The sequence below is a fragment of the candidate division KSB1 bacterium genome (genome assembly GCA_034505495.1).
Taxonomy (GTDB): Bacteria; Zhuqueibacterota; Zhuqueibacteria; order Residuimicrobiales; family Krinioviventaceae; genus Fontimicrobium_A.
This window is the reverse complement of the sequence record JAPDQV010000039.1, coordinates 18,145-32,651: the sequence shown is the minus strand read 5'-3', so window position 1 is coordinate 32,651 and position 14,507 is coordinate 18,145. Positions and strand designations below refer to the sequence as shown.

12 protein-coding genes are annotated in these 14,507 nt (G+C 52.5%); 3 read left to right on the top strand and 9 right to left on the bottom strand.

The features are described 5' to 3' along the window. The 3 genes from ONB24_13045 to ONB24_13035 all read left to right on the top strand — a co-directional run. Positions 1–855 (top strand): response regulator (locus tag ONB24_13045; protein ID MDZ7317040.1); only part of this gene is annotated, 855 nt, incomplete at its 5' end. A gap of 356 nt (positions 856–1,211) precedes the next feature. Beyond that, complete coding sequence (locus ONB24_13040; protein MDZ7317039.1) at positions 1,212–2,312, top strand: T9SS type A sorting domain-containing protein; 1,101 nt, start codon at positions 1,212–1,214, stop codon at positions 2,310–2,312. Positions 2,313–2,823: 511 nt separating this feature from the next. Then, positions 2,824–4,725, top strand: coding sequence for a T9SS type A sorting domain-containing protein (locus ONB24_13035; protein MDZ7317038.1), 1,902 nt, complete (start codon positions 2,824–2,826; stop codon positions 4,723–4,725). Positions 4,726–4,911: 186 nt separating this feature from the next. On the opposite strand, the gene ONB24_13030 is transcribed toward ONB24_13035, so the two are convergent. The 9 genes from ONB24_13030 to ONB24_12990 form a co-directional block, all read right to left on the bottom strand. Then, the gene (locus tag ONB24_13030) at positions 4,912–7,416 is read right to left on the bottom strand and encodes a response regulator (protein MDZ7317037.1); all 2,505 of its coding nucleotides are present in this window, start codon (positions 7,414–7,416) and stop codon (positions 4,912–4,914) included. Positions 7,417–7,460: 44 nt separating this feature from the next. Beyond that, entirely contained in the window at positions 7,461–8,255 is a 795-nt protein-coding gene (locus ONB24_13025) for an ATP-binding cassette domain-containing protein (GenBank protein ID MDZ7317036.1), read from the bottom strand. An 11-nt stretch (positions 8,256–8,266) separates the two neighbouring features. Then, a complete protein-coding gene (locus tag ONB24_13020) occupies positions 8,267–8,698 on the bottom strand; it encodes a secondary thiamine-phosphate synthase enzyme YjbQ (GenBank protein ID MDZ7317035.1) in 432 nt (143 codons plus the stop codon). After that, on the bottom strand, positions 8,686–9,609 hold the full coding sequence (locus tag ONB24_13015; GenBank protein ID MDZ7317034.1) for a PfkB family carbohydrate kinase: 924 nt from the start codon (positions 9,607–9,609) through the stop codon (positions 8,686–8,688). The genes ONB24_13020 and ONB24_13015 overlap by 13 nt, the downstream gene beginning before the upstream one ends. Before the next feature lie 31 nt (positions 9,610–9,640). Continuing rightward, a complete protein-coding gene (argS, locus tag ONB24_13010) occupies positions 9,641–11,293 on the bottom strand; it encodes an arginine--tRNA ligase (protein ID MDZ7317033.1) in 1,653 nt (550 codons plus the stop codon). A 1-nt stretch (position 11,294) separates the two neighbouring features. Then, positions 11,295–11,639 (bottom strand): ribosome silencing factor, encoded by a 345-nt coding sequence (gene rsfS / locus ONB24_13005; protein ID MDZ7317032.1) that lies wholly within the window; start codon positions 11,637–11,639, stop codon positions 11,295–11,297. Positions 11,640–11,790: 151 nt separating this feature from the next. Beyond that, positions 11,791–12,417: a hypothetical protein gene (locus ONB24_13000; GenBank protein ID MDZ7317031.1), complete on the bottom strand. Its 627-nt coding sequence runs from the start codon at positions 12,415–12,417 to the stop codon at positions 11,791–11,793. Beyond that, the gene (locus tag ONB24_12995) at positions 12,414–13,508 is read right to left on the bottom strand and encodes a glycosyltransferase family 9 protein (protein MDZ7317030.1); all 1,095 of its coding nucleotides are present in this window, start codon (positions 13,506–13,508) and stop codon (positions 12,414–12,416) included. The genes ONB24_13000 and ONB24_12995 overlap by 4 nt, the downstream gene beginning before the upstream one ends. Next, on the bottom strand, positions 13,505–14,461 hold the full coding sequence (locus ONB24_12990) for an SDR family oxidoreductase (GenBank protein MDZ7317029.1): 957 nt from the start codon (positions 14,459–14,461) through the stop codon (positions 13,505–13,507). Before ONB24_12990 ends, ONB24_12995 begins: the two co-directional genes overlap by 4 nt. Between the last annotated feature and the right edge of the window lie 46 nt (positions 14,462–14,507).

Below are 14,507 nucleotides of genomic sequence, written 5' to 3'. Positions count from 1 at the left end.
GTTTTCACCCTGTTGCTGCCGTTGCGCCCCGTCGCTCAAGCGAGTGCCGTCAAGTGGCCGAGAAAGCCCCCAAACCAGCTATTAAAGGAAATATCGACGGATCCAAATTCTCCAACCATCTTGATCATCGAAGACGATGACGACATGCGGCTATTGCTGCAAAAAGAGCTGGGGGAAGACTATTCGCTTCTATCCGCCGCAGACGGGGTCAGCGGCCTTCAAGCGGTTTTCAAATATCTGCCTGATTTGATCATTTGCGATATCATGCTGCCGACGGTCGGAGGTTTTGAGATATGTCGAGCCGCTAAAAATGACCGACGCACCAGCCATATCCCGATTATTTTGTTGACTGCGCGCGCAGATGAAAGCGCCAAGCTTGAAGGATATGCCCAGGGCGCTGATGACTATGTCACCAAACCGTTTGAGTTGAGCTTGTTGCGCGCCCGAATCGTCAATTTGCTGGAAAACCGGAAACGCCTGCAGGAACAGTACAGTCGGCAGATTTTCCTAGGACCTTCTCAACTGCCTTTGAGCACTCCGGAAGCCGAGTTTATACAGAAAATGGCTGCGGTTATCGAGGAACGAATGGAAGACGAGCAGTTTTCCGTCGACGAGCTGGCGCAGCGCATGGGATTCAGTCGGGCGCATTTCTATCGTAAAGTTGCGGCGCTGGTCGGCCAGTCGCCGCAGCAAATAATAATGGAAATGCGCCTTCAAAGAGGTCTTCGACTCCTGCAAAGCAGACAACTCACTATCGCCGAAATAGCTTATCGTATAGGTTTCCATGATCCCGCCCATTTCAGTAAAGCATTCAAAAAGCGTTTCGGCTGCCCTCCCTCTCGATTCAACGCCTAAAAATCACCTTTATGCAACATTCTGACAAGCTTTTGAGACGCAGAGACATGGCGTCTCAAAAGTAATTAAGTATATTTATTCTGAATCATTCGCGAGGTTATGTGAATAAACTAAGGATATCCCGACGAAAATTGGTGTTTTATGAAAAGCTGGTAACTTTGCTTTTTTTGTTGCTGTTGCTGGCTATTTTTATTGTTTTACGATGGTAAATCGAATTGTCGAGATATGGGACCCCATACTATTTTAAACATCAGAATAGCGGTTCTGCCTGTGTCCGCTGTTCACTTCGATTGTTCTTCGGATGCCGAACCCAAAGTAATTTTAATAACTTACAATTAGTAACAGGAGGAAGTGCAATGAAAAGAGTGATGATGATCGTTGCAGCGGCTTGTGCGGTTTTGTTTTCTCAAGAACTCCCCCCACCGGTGAGCTATTACGACTTTGAAGAGCCGGATGGGGTAGTGGTCATCGATCAAGGAAGCGCAGCCAATCACGGCGAAATCGTCGACAATTCCGGTTTGCTCGTTCGCACGACCGGCGGAATTTTCTCCAAGCCCGCCGACGGTCGCGGCTGCATCGAGTTTGCGGAATTCAATGCCTTCGGAGAGCTTTGTTATGTGCGTATTCCGTATAAGCCTTTTTTAAACTCTCCCAATTACACCCTTTCCGCATGGATTCAATACAGTGGGACTCCGAATTGGGGATATATCTTTTGGATGGGCGGCGATGTTTGGCCTGAGGATCCTATGGAACGACATATTGATGTCTGGTTGAATCCGGGCATAAACGGCATAGACTGCATTCTCAACGCCGTGGACGGCAGTCAACCGCGAGCTCAGACCAAGGAAGCGGAATGCGGCATCGGCGTAATGGACGGCGAATGGCATTTGGTGACCGTAACTTTGGCTGACAATCTTTATTACAAAATCTATCTGGACGGCATTCTGTGCACCGAGATCGAATCGCCGGCGGAGATCGTTACCAACAGCGGCGACGACTTGTATCTCGGCGCCCGCCCCAACGATGCTGAAGGCCGGACCGCCGTCAAAATCGTCGGATTGATGGACCGAGTGCGCATCTGGGACATTGCTTTGGATGAAAAACAGGTCGAACTTCTTTTTAAAATGGAGGGGCCGAATGGTGGAACGGTTGGGGTTAAGGAAAAAAATTCCTCTCCACAGGTTTTTGTCGTTTACGGCAATTACCCCAATCCCTTCAATCCGGAGACGGTCCTTCGCTATGCTTTGGATCAGCATAGTATGGTATCGCTGGACATTTTTGATGCTCTCGGCAAGCCTGTTCGAAATCTTTTCCGCGGAGTGCAGACGCCCGGAGAATATACGGTTCTTTGGGACGGTCGTGACAACTCTGGACGCAAAGCCGCGGCTGGGGTTTACTTTTACATCCTTAAAGCCGGCGAACGCAGCGCCGTCGGAAAAATGACCCTTTTACAATAGACAACGAGCGGTCAGCCCGCTCTGAGGCTGACCGCATTTTCGGTTCATTAAAAAAAGCGCATAAGAATTAATTTTAAAAAAAGATTAAAGTATATCTCTCCATCGTCGTGATCATTTCTTTCTCCAGATAATCGTAGCCGCCAATAATGAGCAAGGAACGAATTTAGGCTCGCTTTAAACTTGGGGATTATTTAACTGGATATTTTTGACAAGTTTTTAAAAATTATTTATTCAATAAAAATTTTAAACTTGACTTTTTAAAAAAATATCTAGAAATTATTTTACAAACAAGGGATCAGGAGATGAGCACAGGATCCATGAAGATCGGAAGACGATTCCAGGGACCGGCTGATTGATTTTTTCTTCTGCTGTCTTGCTTCTTCCTTAAATATGCACTGCAGGCCAGGTTGCCTCTTCTGTTTTCTCATTCTTGCGACTATCTTCAGATCTAAAACTTGCAAATTTTTCTAATTAAAGGGGTTGAACTAATATGGTGTCGATGCAGCCCTTCATGAAAAAAGTTGGAAAACCGGCTATCCTTATCGGCTTAATGATTCTTTTTTTCGTTCTGCCGTCTTTTTCTCAGGAATCTTGGCCGGCCGACAGCGCCTGGCGTTTCATGCTCGATCAGAACTGGAATCTAATGACTGATCCTCCGGGAGATCAAAATCCCGGCGCAGTTGATGTTATAAATAATTCAGTCCCCACTTGCAGCTACTTTTACGCTTCCTCAACCAGTTTATTTTTCCGGATGGCTCTGGCCGATAATCCTATACAATCCGGCGCATTACGGCCTTATGCCTGGATGGCTGCCATCGACGTCAACGGCGACGGCGTATTGGACTGGGATATACGCGCGGCCGGTATCAGCGAGTATCTCCAAACCTACTGCTTCTTGCCGCCGCAAAACATCGGTAGCCCTACCCTTCATTGGCAGGTCGCCAATCCCGTCGCTGCCAGTTATGTGCGCGCGGTCAATATGGGCAGCTTTTATTATTTGGATATGCAGGTTCCGTTTACCGCACTGCAGCGTTCAGGCTTTGCTTATAATGTTACGTTGACGACACAAATTCGTATGTTTTACCATACTTCCACTTCAGAAGCAGTTGACATCAAAGACGCTACGGTGCCGACAGCGGACTTTACCGCCGCCTTCGGGTTCGTCACGCCCACAACGCCCGGCGGTGCTCCCAACAGCTACGGGCGAATTTATGACACCCGCGACCCCGAACCCTACACCTCCGGCGGCTCGTTCAGCACCTTTGAAACCGTTACGCTGAGCGGCAACGGCTGGCCGCCGTCGACTTCAAGCTATTATAACAACGGCGTGCGCAGCGTGCGGCTCAAAGATCCCAACGGTAACGTGGTTTGGAGCGGCACCGTCACCACCAACAGCTCCGGCTCTTTTACGAACGTACCCACATGGACGATACCCGATGAAGGAACCTCCGGCATTTATACCATTGAAGTGATGGACCCGCGTGTTTCAGGGAGCTGGAATCCCTACGATACATTCACAGTGAACATCATCCAACCTCAAATTTATGACACGCGGGACTCCGGCCAATGGACTGTTAATGAGACCGTCACGCTTTCCGGCGCCAATTGGCCGATGGAGGGGACGAGCTCTTATAACGGCGGTGTCCGTAACGTGCGCATCAAAGATCCCGACGGCAATGTCGTCTGGTCAGGAACCGTTACCACGAACGCTCAGGGTGCGTTTACTTCGACACCCAGCTGGACGATTCCGGCTTCGGCTGTAACCGGCACTTACAATATCGAAGTCGAGGCGCCGCTGGCGCCCGGCACCTGGAAATCCTATGACACTTTTTCAGTGTATTTGCCTGTAGCAGTCAAGCTCATTGCTTTTACCATACAGCGCGAAAACGTGAGCATTGTTCTACGCTGGACGGTCGCCGAAACTAATAGTTTTGCCGGCTTTGTCATTGAGCGATTCGAGAACGAGCGATGGAAAAAAGTCGCGTCTTTTGCGGATCACGAAGAACTGGCTGCCGGCCGGTCGAACTATTGCTTTACGGACGATGAGGCCGATTGCGATGACTGCCGGTATCGCTTGTCCGCGGTTACTCTGGACGGCAAAGTGGAAATTCTTTCCACTGCCGATCTCAAAGAACCCCGCGAGTTTTCTCTGCTGAAAGTTTATCCCAATCCCTTCAACCCTTCTGCGACGATCAGTTTTTCCCTCGCGCAGGAAGGAGCAGTCGAGTTGGTAGTCTATGATCTACGAGGCAGAAGAGTCCGGACCTTGCTTTCCGGTGCTCTAGCTGAAGGGCGACATTCCATTCAATGGGATGCATGCGATGATTGGGGAACCCCCTTGTCTGCAGGCGCTTATTGGATCCGCCTAAAGGCCGAGTCTGTGCAGACCGTCAAGGCACTGATTGTACGCTAAAGATCCCCTCCGATTTTAATTAAAAATTTGCGCACCTCCGAATAGTTGAAATTTGGAGGTGCTTTTTTTTTTGTAAATTTGCGAAAAAGCAAAACTTTAAAAGGAATGAAATTGGGCAGTGCCTTTTGTGAAGTGAGCTGCAGTAAAAAGGGAGATGCAATTTTTGGGTTTTTCTGGGGAGGCCTTTTAACGCCTTGAATGAAGCACGCCTTGAATTTTTTCGATCAATTCGCGCTTTTGATAAGGCTTTGAAATAAAGCCGCAGCCGTATAGAGAGATGAAGCGCATTAATTCCTCGTCACAACTGCCGCTGCAGAATAAAATGGGCATTTTCGGCTTTAGTGCCCGAATCTTTAAAGCACAGTCGGTTCCTTTGCAGCCTTGCAGGTTGTTGTCCAACATCACCAAATCAAAAGTTAGACCGCTTTTCAAAAGTTCCAGCGCTTCGTCGCAGGTGCTGCACGTGCAGACGGAATAACCTGCGCGTTCGAGCAGCATGGCTGCGCCTTCCAATGCTTCGATCCTATCATCGATGATCAAGACGGCGGCCTTTGTCATGGTTTTCGGTCCGGAGGCCGGAAGGCAAAAGGTGACTGTGGTGCCAGACGGCTGATTCGGGCTGAAACTAAGCGAACCATGGTGAGCGCGCGCGATTCCATATACGGCCGCTAGTCCCAACCCCTTGCCGAATCCCGTTCCTTTGCTGCTGTAGAAGGGGAAAAAGAGTCGCGGTCTTATCGATGGGTCAATGCCTCGTCCTGTGTCGGATATCTGCAGCTCTCCCATGCCGTCTTTGCAGCGCGTGCGCAGTGTGAGAACCCCGCCGTTCGGCATTGCCTCTGCAGCATTGCGGCAAAGCATGCCGATCATCTGCACCAACAAAGCTGCATCGCCCTGAATCGGCGGCAGGGCAGGATCGAACGCGGTATGCAGTTCCACTGTTTTCGGTAGAAACTGGCGCAGACCGACCGCCACTTTATGAAGGATCTCGTTCAAGTTGACATAGGCAAACTGGGGCACGAATTCGCCGGTAAAGAATGCCAGCTGACGGTCGACCATTGAAGCTCTTTCCGACAATCGTTTGAGGGCAGAAAAACGCTTTTTCGTCTCTTCATTGACCAGACTGTCCAAATAGCTCGATGAAACGACGTCGGCGAGTTGTTCCGCCAAAGCGGCAAACTGTCTGCGAACTCTTTTTGCAAATTCCTGCGCTTTCTGCAGATCAGACGAATTCTCCGGCTTTTCTTCCGTAGTTTTGGGCGGTGTTGTACCCGTCTGTTCCGATTCACTTTCTACGAACAGCACAAAGCCGGCAGGCGCTGCGAATAACCGCAGCAGCCGCACCCGCACCGTAATGACTGAACTGTCTTTGCGAATGATCGGCAGAAAGACTTTCGGCTCCAGCACAAAGCTCTTTTCGCTTTGCAGCAGATACTGTTTCCAACGTTCGACCATCGAATGACTGTTGGCGACCACCAGATTGAGCAATGGTCGCTCGACTAACACCTCGCTTTCGATGCCGAGAAGATCGGCCATGGCCGGATTGCACACCTTGACACGGTTTTCTGCATCGAAAACCAGGGCCGGAAGAGGATGGTGTTCCAGTATCTCGGCCGTTGCCTGCCATGAGAAAGACGGCGAGGGAGGCGGTTCCGGCTCTTTCACCTCCGTCGATTGACTCGGCGTTTCTGCAGCGTTCTGTTGGGACAACAAGTCTTCCAGAGGCGGCGGTTCCTGCTCCTGAGTGATGATCAGTTCAGCAGCGCTTTTATCCTGAGCCGATTCAAATGCCGCCTGCGGAGTGCTTTCGACAAGTCGGCATTCGAAACCGATCAGCTGTCCGGCATCCTTCTGCAGCCGGAATTCCGCACGCAACGACGAACCGCGGATCGTCTGCACTTCTATCGCGCGCCCCGCGCCGTCTTGCAGGCTGCGGCGAAACAGTTCTTTCGAACTTTCGGTTATCGGCAGATGTTCGGGTACTTTAAGGCCGCAAACATCCTCGACGGATGAAAAGCCCAACAGCGCTGCTGCAGCCGCCTGTGCATCCAACACGACTCCGTCCGAGCTGCAGAATATAAGTCCCTGACGAGCAGCCGAAAGGGTGTCCCTCGGCGGCAAATCGGATCGCGTGATTTCGTGAGGGTTCTCCTGCTCGTAAAGCTGTAAACGCGCTTCACCGGCTTCGAAAAGAAGACGAAAATTCTTTTGCAATTCTTCGACGGCTGCGGAAAGCGCCTGTTGCGCAGCGAGCGGCGAGGGAGAGGCCAAGTCGCGCAGGCGCTGCGGATCGTTTTCGTACCTCTGTAGAAAGGCGAGCAGACCCTGTTGCTCCGTCGGGTCGATTTTTTCTACAATCTTGATCAGGCAGGCAATGCCGATCAATTCGTTACGATGCAGCAAAGGGATGAGGCTCTGCAGAATGCGCCCCTGATCATAAGCGCGATAAATCGGCAGACCTTGGGCAAAAGCAAGCTCTGTATCGAGATGATCGATGCGATAAAAGAGGCGAAAGAGCTGCCGGACTGAAGTCGGCAAATGGGCCAGGGCGCCGAGCTGAAGGTCACAATTGGAGATCGGTTTGCCTTGATCGTCGTAGAGACAGACACCCAAATCATTTCGTACGGCAAAAACGCGCCGTGTTTCTTCGACGGTTTCGGGAGATACCAAATCAAAAATATGATATTTCATGACTCTCTCCCTCGTCAAGCGGATGGCCGCCCGTTTTCGCCAATTTATTTGAAATTATTGTCAATGTCAATTCGATACTTGCGCAGCAGTTTCAGGACTCTGAATTTGACCGGAGGTTCGAGACCGTACGGATACAGATCGATTTCCGCAAAGATCTCCTCGGGCTTGCCGTCCTGAACGATGCAGCCGTCATGAAAGATGATCAGTCGTTCTGCGGTGAGGGCTTCCTCGGGGAATTGGGTAATCAAGACGGTGGTGACTGCATGCCCGGCCGCTTTGGCATGGAGGGCGCGCACAAAGCGCAGCACTTCTTTTCGGCTTTTGGGGTCCAAAAGAGAGGTCGGCTCGTCCAGCACAAGATAGCTCGGCTTCATTGCCGTGACGGCTGCCAAGGCAAGGCGCTGCTTCTCGCCGCCGGAGAGCGCATGCGGCGGCCGATTACGATAGGCCCGCAGGTCAAAGATCTCGAGCATTTCCTCAACGCGGCGATGCATTTCATCATAAGTGAGGCCGAGATTTTCCAGACCGAAAGCGATCTCCCGCTCGACGGTCGCGGAAACGATTTGATTGTCGGGGTTCTGAAAGACCATGCCGACTCTGCGGCGGATTTCGATCAATCGGCTTGCATCCCGGGTGGAAAATCCGTCGACCAGGACTTCTCCGGCGGTCGGCTGCAGCAGTCCATTGAGGCAGCGGCCGAAGGTGCTTTTACCTGAGCCGTTTCTACCCATTACGGCGATGGTTTCCCCCTCACGAATGGTTAAGGAAACGTTATTCAAGGCGTAAGGTTGCCCGCCGGTTTCCGAAAAGGAGAAGCTCAAATTGCGCACATCGATCATAGTCGGCAGGCTCAGATGCCCATAATCTGCAGGATGACGGTTCGTTGTCGCGGCCGATTGTCGAAATCGATCAACACTACCTGCTGCCAGGTGCCAAGCAGCATACGACGGTCGCGGAACGGCACAACAAGCGATGGTCCCTGCAGAGCGGCGCGTAAATGCGCCGCACCGTTGCCGTCTCCCCAGGTTGCATCATGGTGATAGGAACGACCCTCGGGAGCAATTTTATCATAAAGCTCGGGAAGATCCTGCAGCAGTCCGGGTTCATATTCAATGGTGGTCACTGCGCCGGTTGAACCGGGGATAAAAAAAGTAATCGTACCCGCTTCGAGGCCGCTGGCGGCAAGCTTTTCGGCGGCGACATCGGTAAGATTCACAATGTGGGTATGTCCGCGCGTCGAGACCGTCAGCTTTTCGGTAACGACGCGCATCAGCCGATCCATCGTCCGTCTCCTTCTACATGGATCAGCTGCAGCAGTTCGGAGGACCTTCTGCGGATGTCGTCAGGCGTCAGCCCTTTCAACCGATCGATGCTGAAACTTTCGACACAAAACGAGGCCATGACCGTGCCCATCACCATGGCGCGGCGCAGATTGGCATGGTCCAGACTGCCGGTTTGAGCCAAGTAGCCCATAAAGCCGCCCGCAAACGTATCGCCGGCTCCGGTCGGATCAAAGAGATCAGTTACCGGCAGTGCGGGACAGATAAAACATCGGTCGCGGTCAATAAGAATAGACCCGTGTTCACCTTTCTTGACGATGACCACCCGTGGTCCCATCGCCTGAATCTTTTTCGCTCCCAAGAACAGATTGCGCTCCCCCGAAAGCATCCGAACTTCCGAATCGTTGACCAACAACGCATCAACCACGCTTAAAGTGCGCTTGAGCTCAGACGGCGTTCCGGTGATCCAATAGTTCATCGTATCCATCGCGACAAAACGCGGCTGCTTCACGCGCCGAACGACGTCATACTGTAGAGTCGGTTGAATGTTGGCTAAAAAGACGAACTCGCTGTCCAGGAAAGAATCGGGAAGCTCGGGTTTAAAGCTTTCGAACACGCCGAGTTTGGTAAAGATGGTTTCTCGGTCCATCAGATTGTCCAAATAGCGGCCTGACCAGGTAAACGTTTCCCCTGCCTCCACTTTCAGGCCGGAAAGATCGACATGGTTCCGGCGCAGGAAATCGAGTTCCTGAAGGTCAAAGTCGCTGCCGACGACGCCGACCAAATTGACCGGCGACAAATAGCCGGCGGCGGCTGAAAAAAAGACGGCCGAGCCGCCCAATGCCTTTTCGGTTTTCGCCAACGGTGTTTCGATGACATCATACGCCACCGATCCAACGACCAATACACTCATACTCGATCCTTTAGATTGTTATTAGGAATCTTTACATACGTGTTGGCGCCGAGACGCCGAGCAGTTTGAGGCCGTTTGCCAGCACCCGGCGCGTCGCCAGACACAGCATCAGCCGCGATTCGGTCGTCTCGCGGTTTTCGCCGACAATCTGCAGCTCGTGATAAAACTTGTGGTAAAGCGCCGCTAATTCGGTCAGGTAGCCGGTCAAGCGATGCGGTTCCAGCTCTTCTGCAGCTTTGATGATCACGTCGGGGAAATCGAGGAGCTTTTTTGCCGCAGCCAGCGCTGATGCTTCGTTCAGGGCGCGGGGCAGTACCGGCTCGTCGATGCGGAAGCCGCGCTGCTCGGCGTGCGCCAGCACGCTGCAGATGCGGGCGTGGGCGTACTGAACATAGTAGCAGGGGTTGTCTTCCGACTGCTGCTTGGCCACTTCGATGTCAAAGTCAAGCGGTTGCGAAATGCGGCGGTCAACGAAAAAGTAGCGGGCCGCATCTACGCCCACTTCTTCGAGCAATTCATCCATTTCGATGATCTCGCCGGCGCGTTTGCTCATTTTGACCGGCCGCCCGTTGCGCAACAGATTCACCTGCTGGATGATGCAGACGCGAAAAGCCTCTTTGGGGTGACCGAGCGCCTGAAGCGCCGCACTCATGCGCGGAATGTAACCATGGTGATCGGGTCCCCAAAAGTCGATAACCTGTTCGAAACCGCGATCGAACTTGTTCTCATGATAGGCAATGTCCACCAAAAAGTAGGTGGGCCTGCCGTCGCTGGTGACCAGCACTCGATCCTTCTCGTCGCCGAACGCCGAGGATTTGAACCACACGGCGCCGTCGCTTTCATAGGTAAAGCCGCTTCGGCGCAGTTTCTCCAAAGTTTTAAGATGCTCGTCGGTTTCCCGCAGTGAGCTCTCCAAGAACCAACGGTCAAAGTGAACGCCGAACGCCGTCATGCTGCGCTGATGCCGTTCGAGCATGTAACTCAGCGCCTTACGGCTGAATAGGCGATTGCGCTCTTCTGTGTTGAGCGAGAGATAAGCGTCTCCTTCCTGTTGAATGATCAAACGGGCAAGGTCGCGCAAATATTCGCCGTGATAACCCTCTTCGGGGATGGTTGTGGGATGGCCGAGTTCCGTGAGATAACGCGCGGCGAGAGAGGCGCCGAGCAGCTCGATCTGCCGACCGGCGTCGTTGACATAATACTCCCGTTTCGCATCATAGCCGCAGGCGTTCAGCAGGTTGGTGAGCACGTCACCGACGGCTGCGGCTCTGGCGCTGACGATGTTCAGCGGGCCGGTCGGATTGGCGCTGACAAACTCGAGCTGAAGCCGCTTCCGCCGGCCGTGTCGGCTTTGGCCGTATGCCTCGCCTTCCCGCACGATTTCCAGAACGGCCTGCTGCAGGCAGGAAGGCGCCAAATAAAAATTTATAAAACCGGGACCGGCAATTTCGATCTTTTCGATGTAAAACGGATCAGGTTGCAGTCGAGAAACGATTTCTTCCGCCAAAACCCGCGGCGGTTTGCGGAGAGGTTTGGCCAAGGCCATGGCGATCGTCGAGGCGGCATCGCCGAAACCTTCCTGCTTCGGCTTTTCCAAGAGAAAAAGCCGCTCGTCCTCGTTCGGATATCCCAATTCGCTCAGCGCTTTTTGCAAAATCTCCTGAATGTATTCCTGCGGTCTCATCCTATTCCTTCAAATCTTCTCGCGGTGCATCTCCCCAAAGGCGTTCCAAATTATAAAACATGCGCGTTTCCGGCAGAAAAATGTGCACGACAATGTCGACAAAGTCCATCAGCACCCAACTGCTGATGCCCAAGCCTTCGATGTGCCAAGGTTTGATGCGCTGCTTGCCGAGTTCTTCGCGGATGTGCTCAACGACGGCTTTGGCTTGTATTTCCGCATCGACGGTACAAATGACGAAATAGTCGGTGATGGAGGTCAGCCGCCGCAGATCTAGAATAACCACCTCTCGACCTTTCTTGTCGAGAATCAGTTTTCCGACGGCTCTTGCAAGATCAATGGATTCCAAGCGTTATCCTTCTTATCCGTCACGGATGGTCAAATATATCCTTTTTTATGCGATTATTCAAGCAGTGTTTGGAACGAAAAGATACGGCAAAGACGACTGCCTATCATTAGCGCCGACATGGTTCAAGCCTCCCGGGCAATGTTTTTGGCTTTCAGGGCATGTAAAGACCGCCGGTCGCCTCAAGCCGGTCGGCAATTTTTTCAACGGCATTATCGAGACGATTATCGGAAATATCGAGGATCAAAGTCTGTAGAACCGATTCGGCGATGAACTGGCGAAAGGTCTCCTGCTCATCGATGAATTCCTGCAGGTTGTCGTACTGTTTGGGATTGCCCGATATTTTCAGCCGTTCCTCCCGTGCAGCGGCAAAGGTCTCCGGTCGACGCGTACAAAAGACGAGACGAAAGCCCAAAGCCTGAAGTCTCTCTTCGAGCCAACGGAAATCGTAGCGTTTGCCGTTCCGCCGCCATTGGTAAACCTGGGTGGAAATGTGAAAACGATCGATGATCCAGGAATAATATCGCTGCAGTTCAAAAAGGCGCACCCAGGTTCGAAAGGTCTCGAAGGCCAAAGCTTCCTCCTGCGGCTCAAAGTTGATCAATCCGCGTCCCCAAGGGAAATTGGTAAACGCGCACCACTCTGCCGAAATCAACGGCGAATGGTAGCGATACTTGCGCGGTCCGACGATGCGCGGATGTTCGTTGAGCGCAAAAGCGATTTCGGTCTTGAGTGTCAGACGTGTACCTTCCAGGATGATCTTGGGACAGAGTTTATTCATTGGAGGAATTCACCTGACTGTTGATGAGCAGTTTCGGCCAAAAGCTCCTCAACCACGGGTCGAATCTGGTCGGGAGTGATTTCCCGCATGCACTTGAAATGCTTTTGAGGACAAGTCGGGCGGCCCATATGCGTGCACGGGCGACAGGAGAGAGTTTTATGCTCCACCACTCGACTTTGTTCGCCGGTGGGGAAAAAACCAAGCTGTCGCGTCGTCGGACCAAAGATGGCGACCAGAGGCAATTTCAACGCTGAAGCCATGTGCATGAGGCCGGTATCATTGCCGATAAAAAGGCGACAGCGGCTGAGAGCAGCCGCCGATCCCATCAGCGAGAGCCGACCCGCGCTATTGATTGCTTTTCCTCGCGGCAATGCCGCGGCGATTGCCGCGCAAAGGCTATGGTCGCTCTGATCACCCAAAAGAAGGACTTTGGCGTCGCTATGCTCGGCCAAGAGCTTTTGCAAAAGTTCGACAAAATACTCCTGCGGCCAGCGTTTGGCGGCAAAGCCTGCTCCGGGCGCAACGGCAAACAGCAGATCGCTCTTTAAAACTCCGTTTTCCTGAAAATATCCGGTAATATTTTCCGCTTCCAACGGATCGATAAAAAATTCCAATCCCCGACCATCGTCGCCGATTCCCAGCGCTGCCGCCGCATCGAGGTAGCGGAGATAAACCGGCCGAATACGGCGGTAAAGATCGATGCCGAACTTGACCAGTAGAAAACGCTTGAACTTGTACTTTCTGAGCTTAAAAACCGGAGCGCCGAGTCCCGTGCGCAGATAAGCGGTGCGAAAATTATTATGCAGGTCGAGAATAACATCATAATCGACGGATTCAAGTTGCCGCTTGAGCGAGCGCAGCTCGGCAAAGCCTTTCTCTGCATGCAACGGCCAAAGCCGGTCGAGATGCGGATTGGTGCGCATCAGGTCGAGAAATTTTGCTTTAATGACAAAGTCGATGCGGGCTTTTGGATAACGATCGCGAAGAATGCGCAGCAGCGGCGTCGTCAACAGTATATCGCCGATGGAACTGAGGCGAAGGATCAAGATTTTGCCGTCTGCCGGAACAATGCCGCAAGCGGATCGGCTCATGCGCGCTGCCTTTTTTGTTCTGAAAAAAGATTGCGATACCAATCGATGGTGATTTTGAGCCCCTCTTCGATCGACACTTTCGGCTCCCAGTCCAGCAGCTTTTTCGCCAGCGATATGTCGGGTTGGCGAACTTTGGGGTCGTTCTCCGGCAGAGGCTTTTCGATGATGACGCTGGAGCTTCCGGCAATTTTGATGACCAGCTCCGCCATTTCGCGCACCGTCATCTCGTGCGGATTGCCGATGTTGACCGGCTCGTGATAGTCGGACATCATCAATCGATAGATGCCTTCGATGAGGTCGTCCACATAGCAAAAGCTGCGCGTTTGCGAGCCGTCGCCGAACACTGTGAGGGGCTCGTTGTGCAGCGCCTGCGGAATAAAGGTCGGAATGGCGCGGCCGTCATTGGGCCGCATGCGGGGGCCGTACGTGTTAAAGATGCGCACGATCTTGGTATCCACGCCTTTGTAACGATGATAAGCCATGGTCAGCGCCTCGCCGAAACGTTTAGCCTCGTCGTAAACGCCGCGCGGCCCTACAGGATTGACATTGCCCCAATAAGTCTCTTTTTGCGGATGTTCGAGCGGATCCCCGTATACTTCCGAGGTAGAAGCGAGCAGAAAACTCGCTTTCTTTTCCAACGCCAGGCCGAGCGCTTTGTGGGTACCCAATGCTCCGACTTTGAGCGTCTGAATCGGCAGCTGCAGATAGTCGAGCGGACTGGCGGGCGAGGCAAAATGCCAGATATAATCGATTTTTCCGGCGATATAGATGTATTCGGTCACGTCGTGCTTGATGAACTTGAAATGTTCGCCCTGGAGATGTTCGATGTTTGCCACCGTACCGGTCAGCAGATTGTCCATCGCAATGACTTCGTGGCCCTTTCGCAAGAGATATTCACAAAGATGAGAACCCAAAAATCCGGCACCGCCGGTCACCAAAGATCGCGGTCTCATAGAACAAGCTCCTTTTGGAATCTGGAGAAACTGATTTGCGGGAACG

Excerpts from the sequence above, each read along its gene's own strand:
- argS (MDZ7317033.1), bottom strand. The coding sequence starts at position 11,293 with ATGAGACCGCAGGAATACATTCAGGAGATTTTGCAAAAAGCGCTGAGC.
- ONB24_13040 (MDZ7317039.1), top strand. The coding sequence starts at position 1,212 with ATGAAAAGAGTGATGATGATCGTTGCAGCGGCTTGTGCGGTTTTGTTT.
- ONB24_13020 (MDZ7317035.1), bottom strand. The coding sequence starts at position 8,698 with ATGGATCGGCTGATGCGCGTCGTTACCGAAAAGCTGACGGTCTCGACG.
- ONB24_12990 (MDZ7317029.1), bottom strand. The coding sequence starts at position 14,461 with ATGAGACCGCGATCTTTGGTGACCGGCGGTGCCGGATTTTTGGGTTCT.
- ONB24_13025 (MDZ7317036.1), bottom strand. The coding sequence starts at position 8,255 with ATGATCGATGTGCGCAATTTGAGCTTCTCCTTTTCGGAAACCGGCGGG.
- ONB24_12995 (MDZ7317030.1), bottom strand. The coding sequence starts at position 13,508 with ATGAGCCGATCCGCTTGCGGCATTGTTCCGGCAGACGGCAAAATCTTG.
- ONB24_13000 (MDZ7317031.1), bottom strand. The coding sequence starts at position 12,417 with ATGAATAAACTCTGTCCCAAGATCATCCTGGAAGGTACACGTCTGACA.
- ONB24_13030 (MDZ7317037.1), bottom strand. The coding sequence starts at position 7,416 with ATGAAATATCATATTTTTGATTTGGTATCTCCCGAAACCGTCGAAGAA.
- ONB24_13015 (MDZ7317034.1), bottom strand. The coding sequence starts at position 9,609 with ATGAGTGTATTGGTCGTTGGATCGGTGGCGTATGATGTCATCGAAACA.
- ONB24_13035 (MDZ7317038.1), top strand. The coding sequence starts at position 2,824 with ATGAAAAAAGTTGGAAAACCGGCTATCCTTATCGGCTTAATGATTCTT.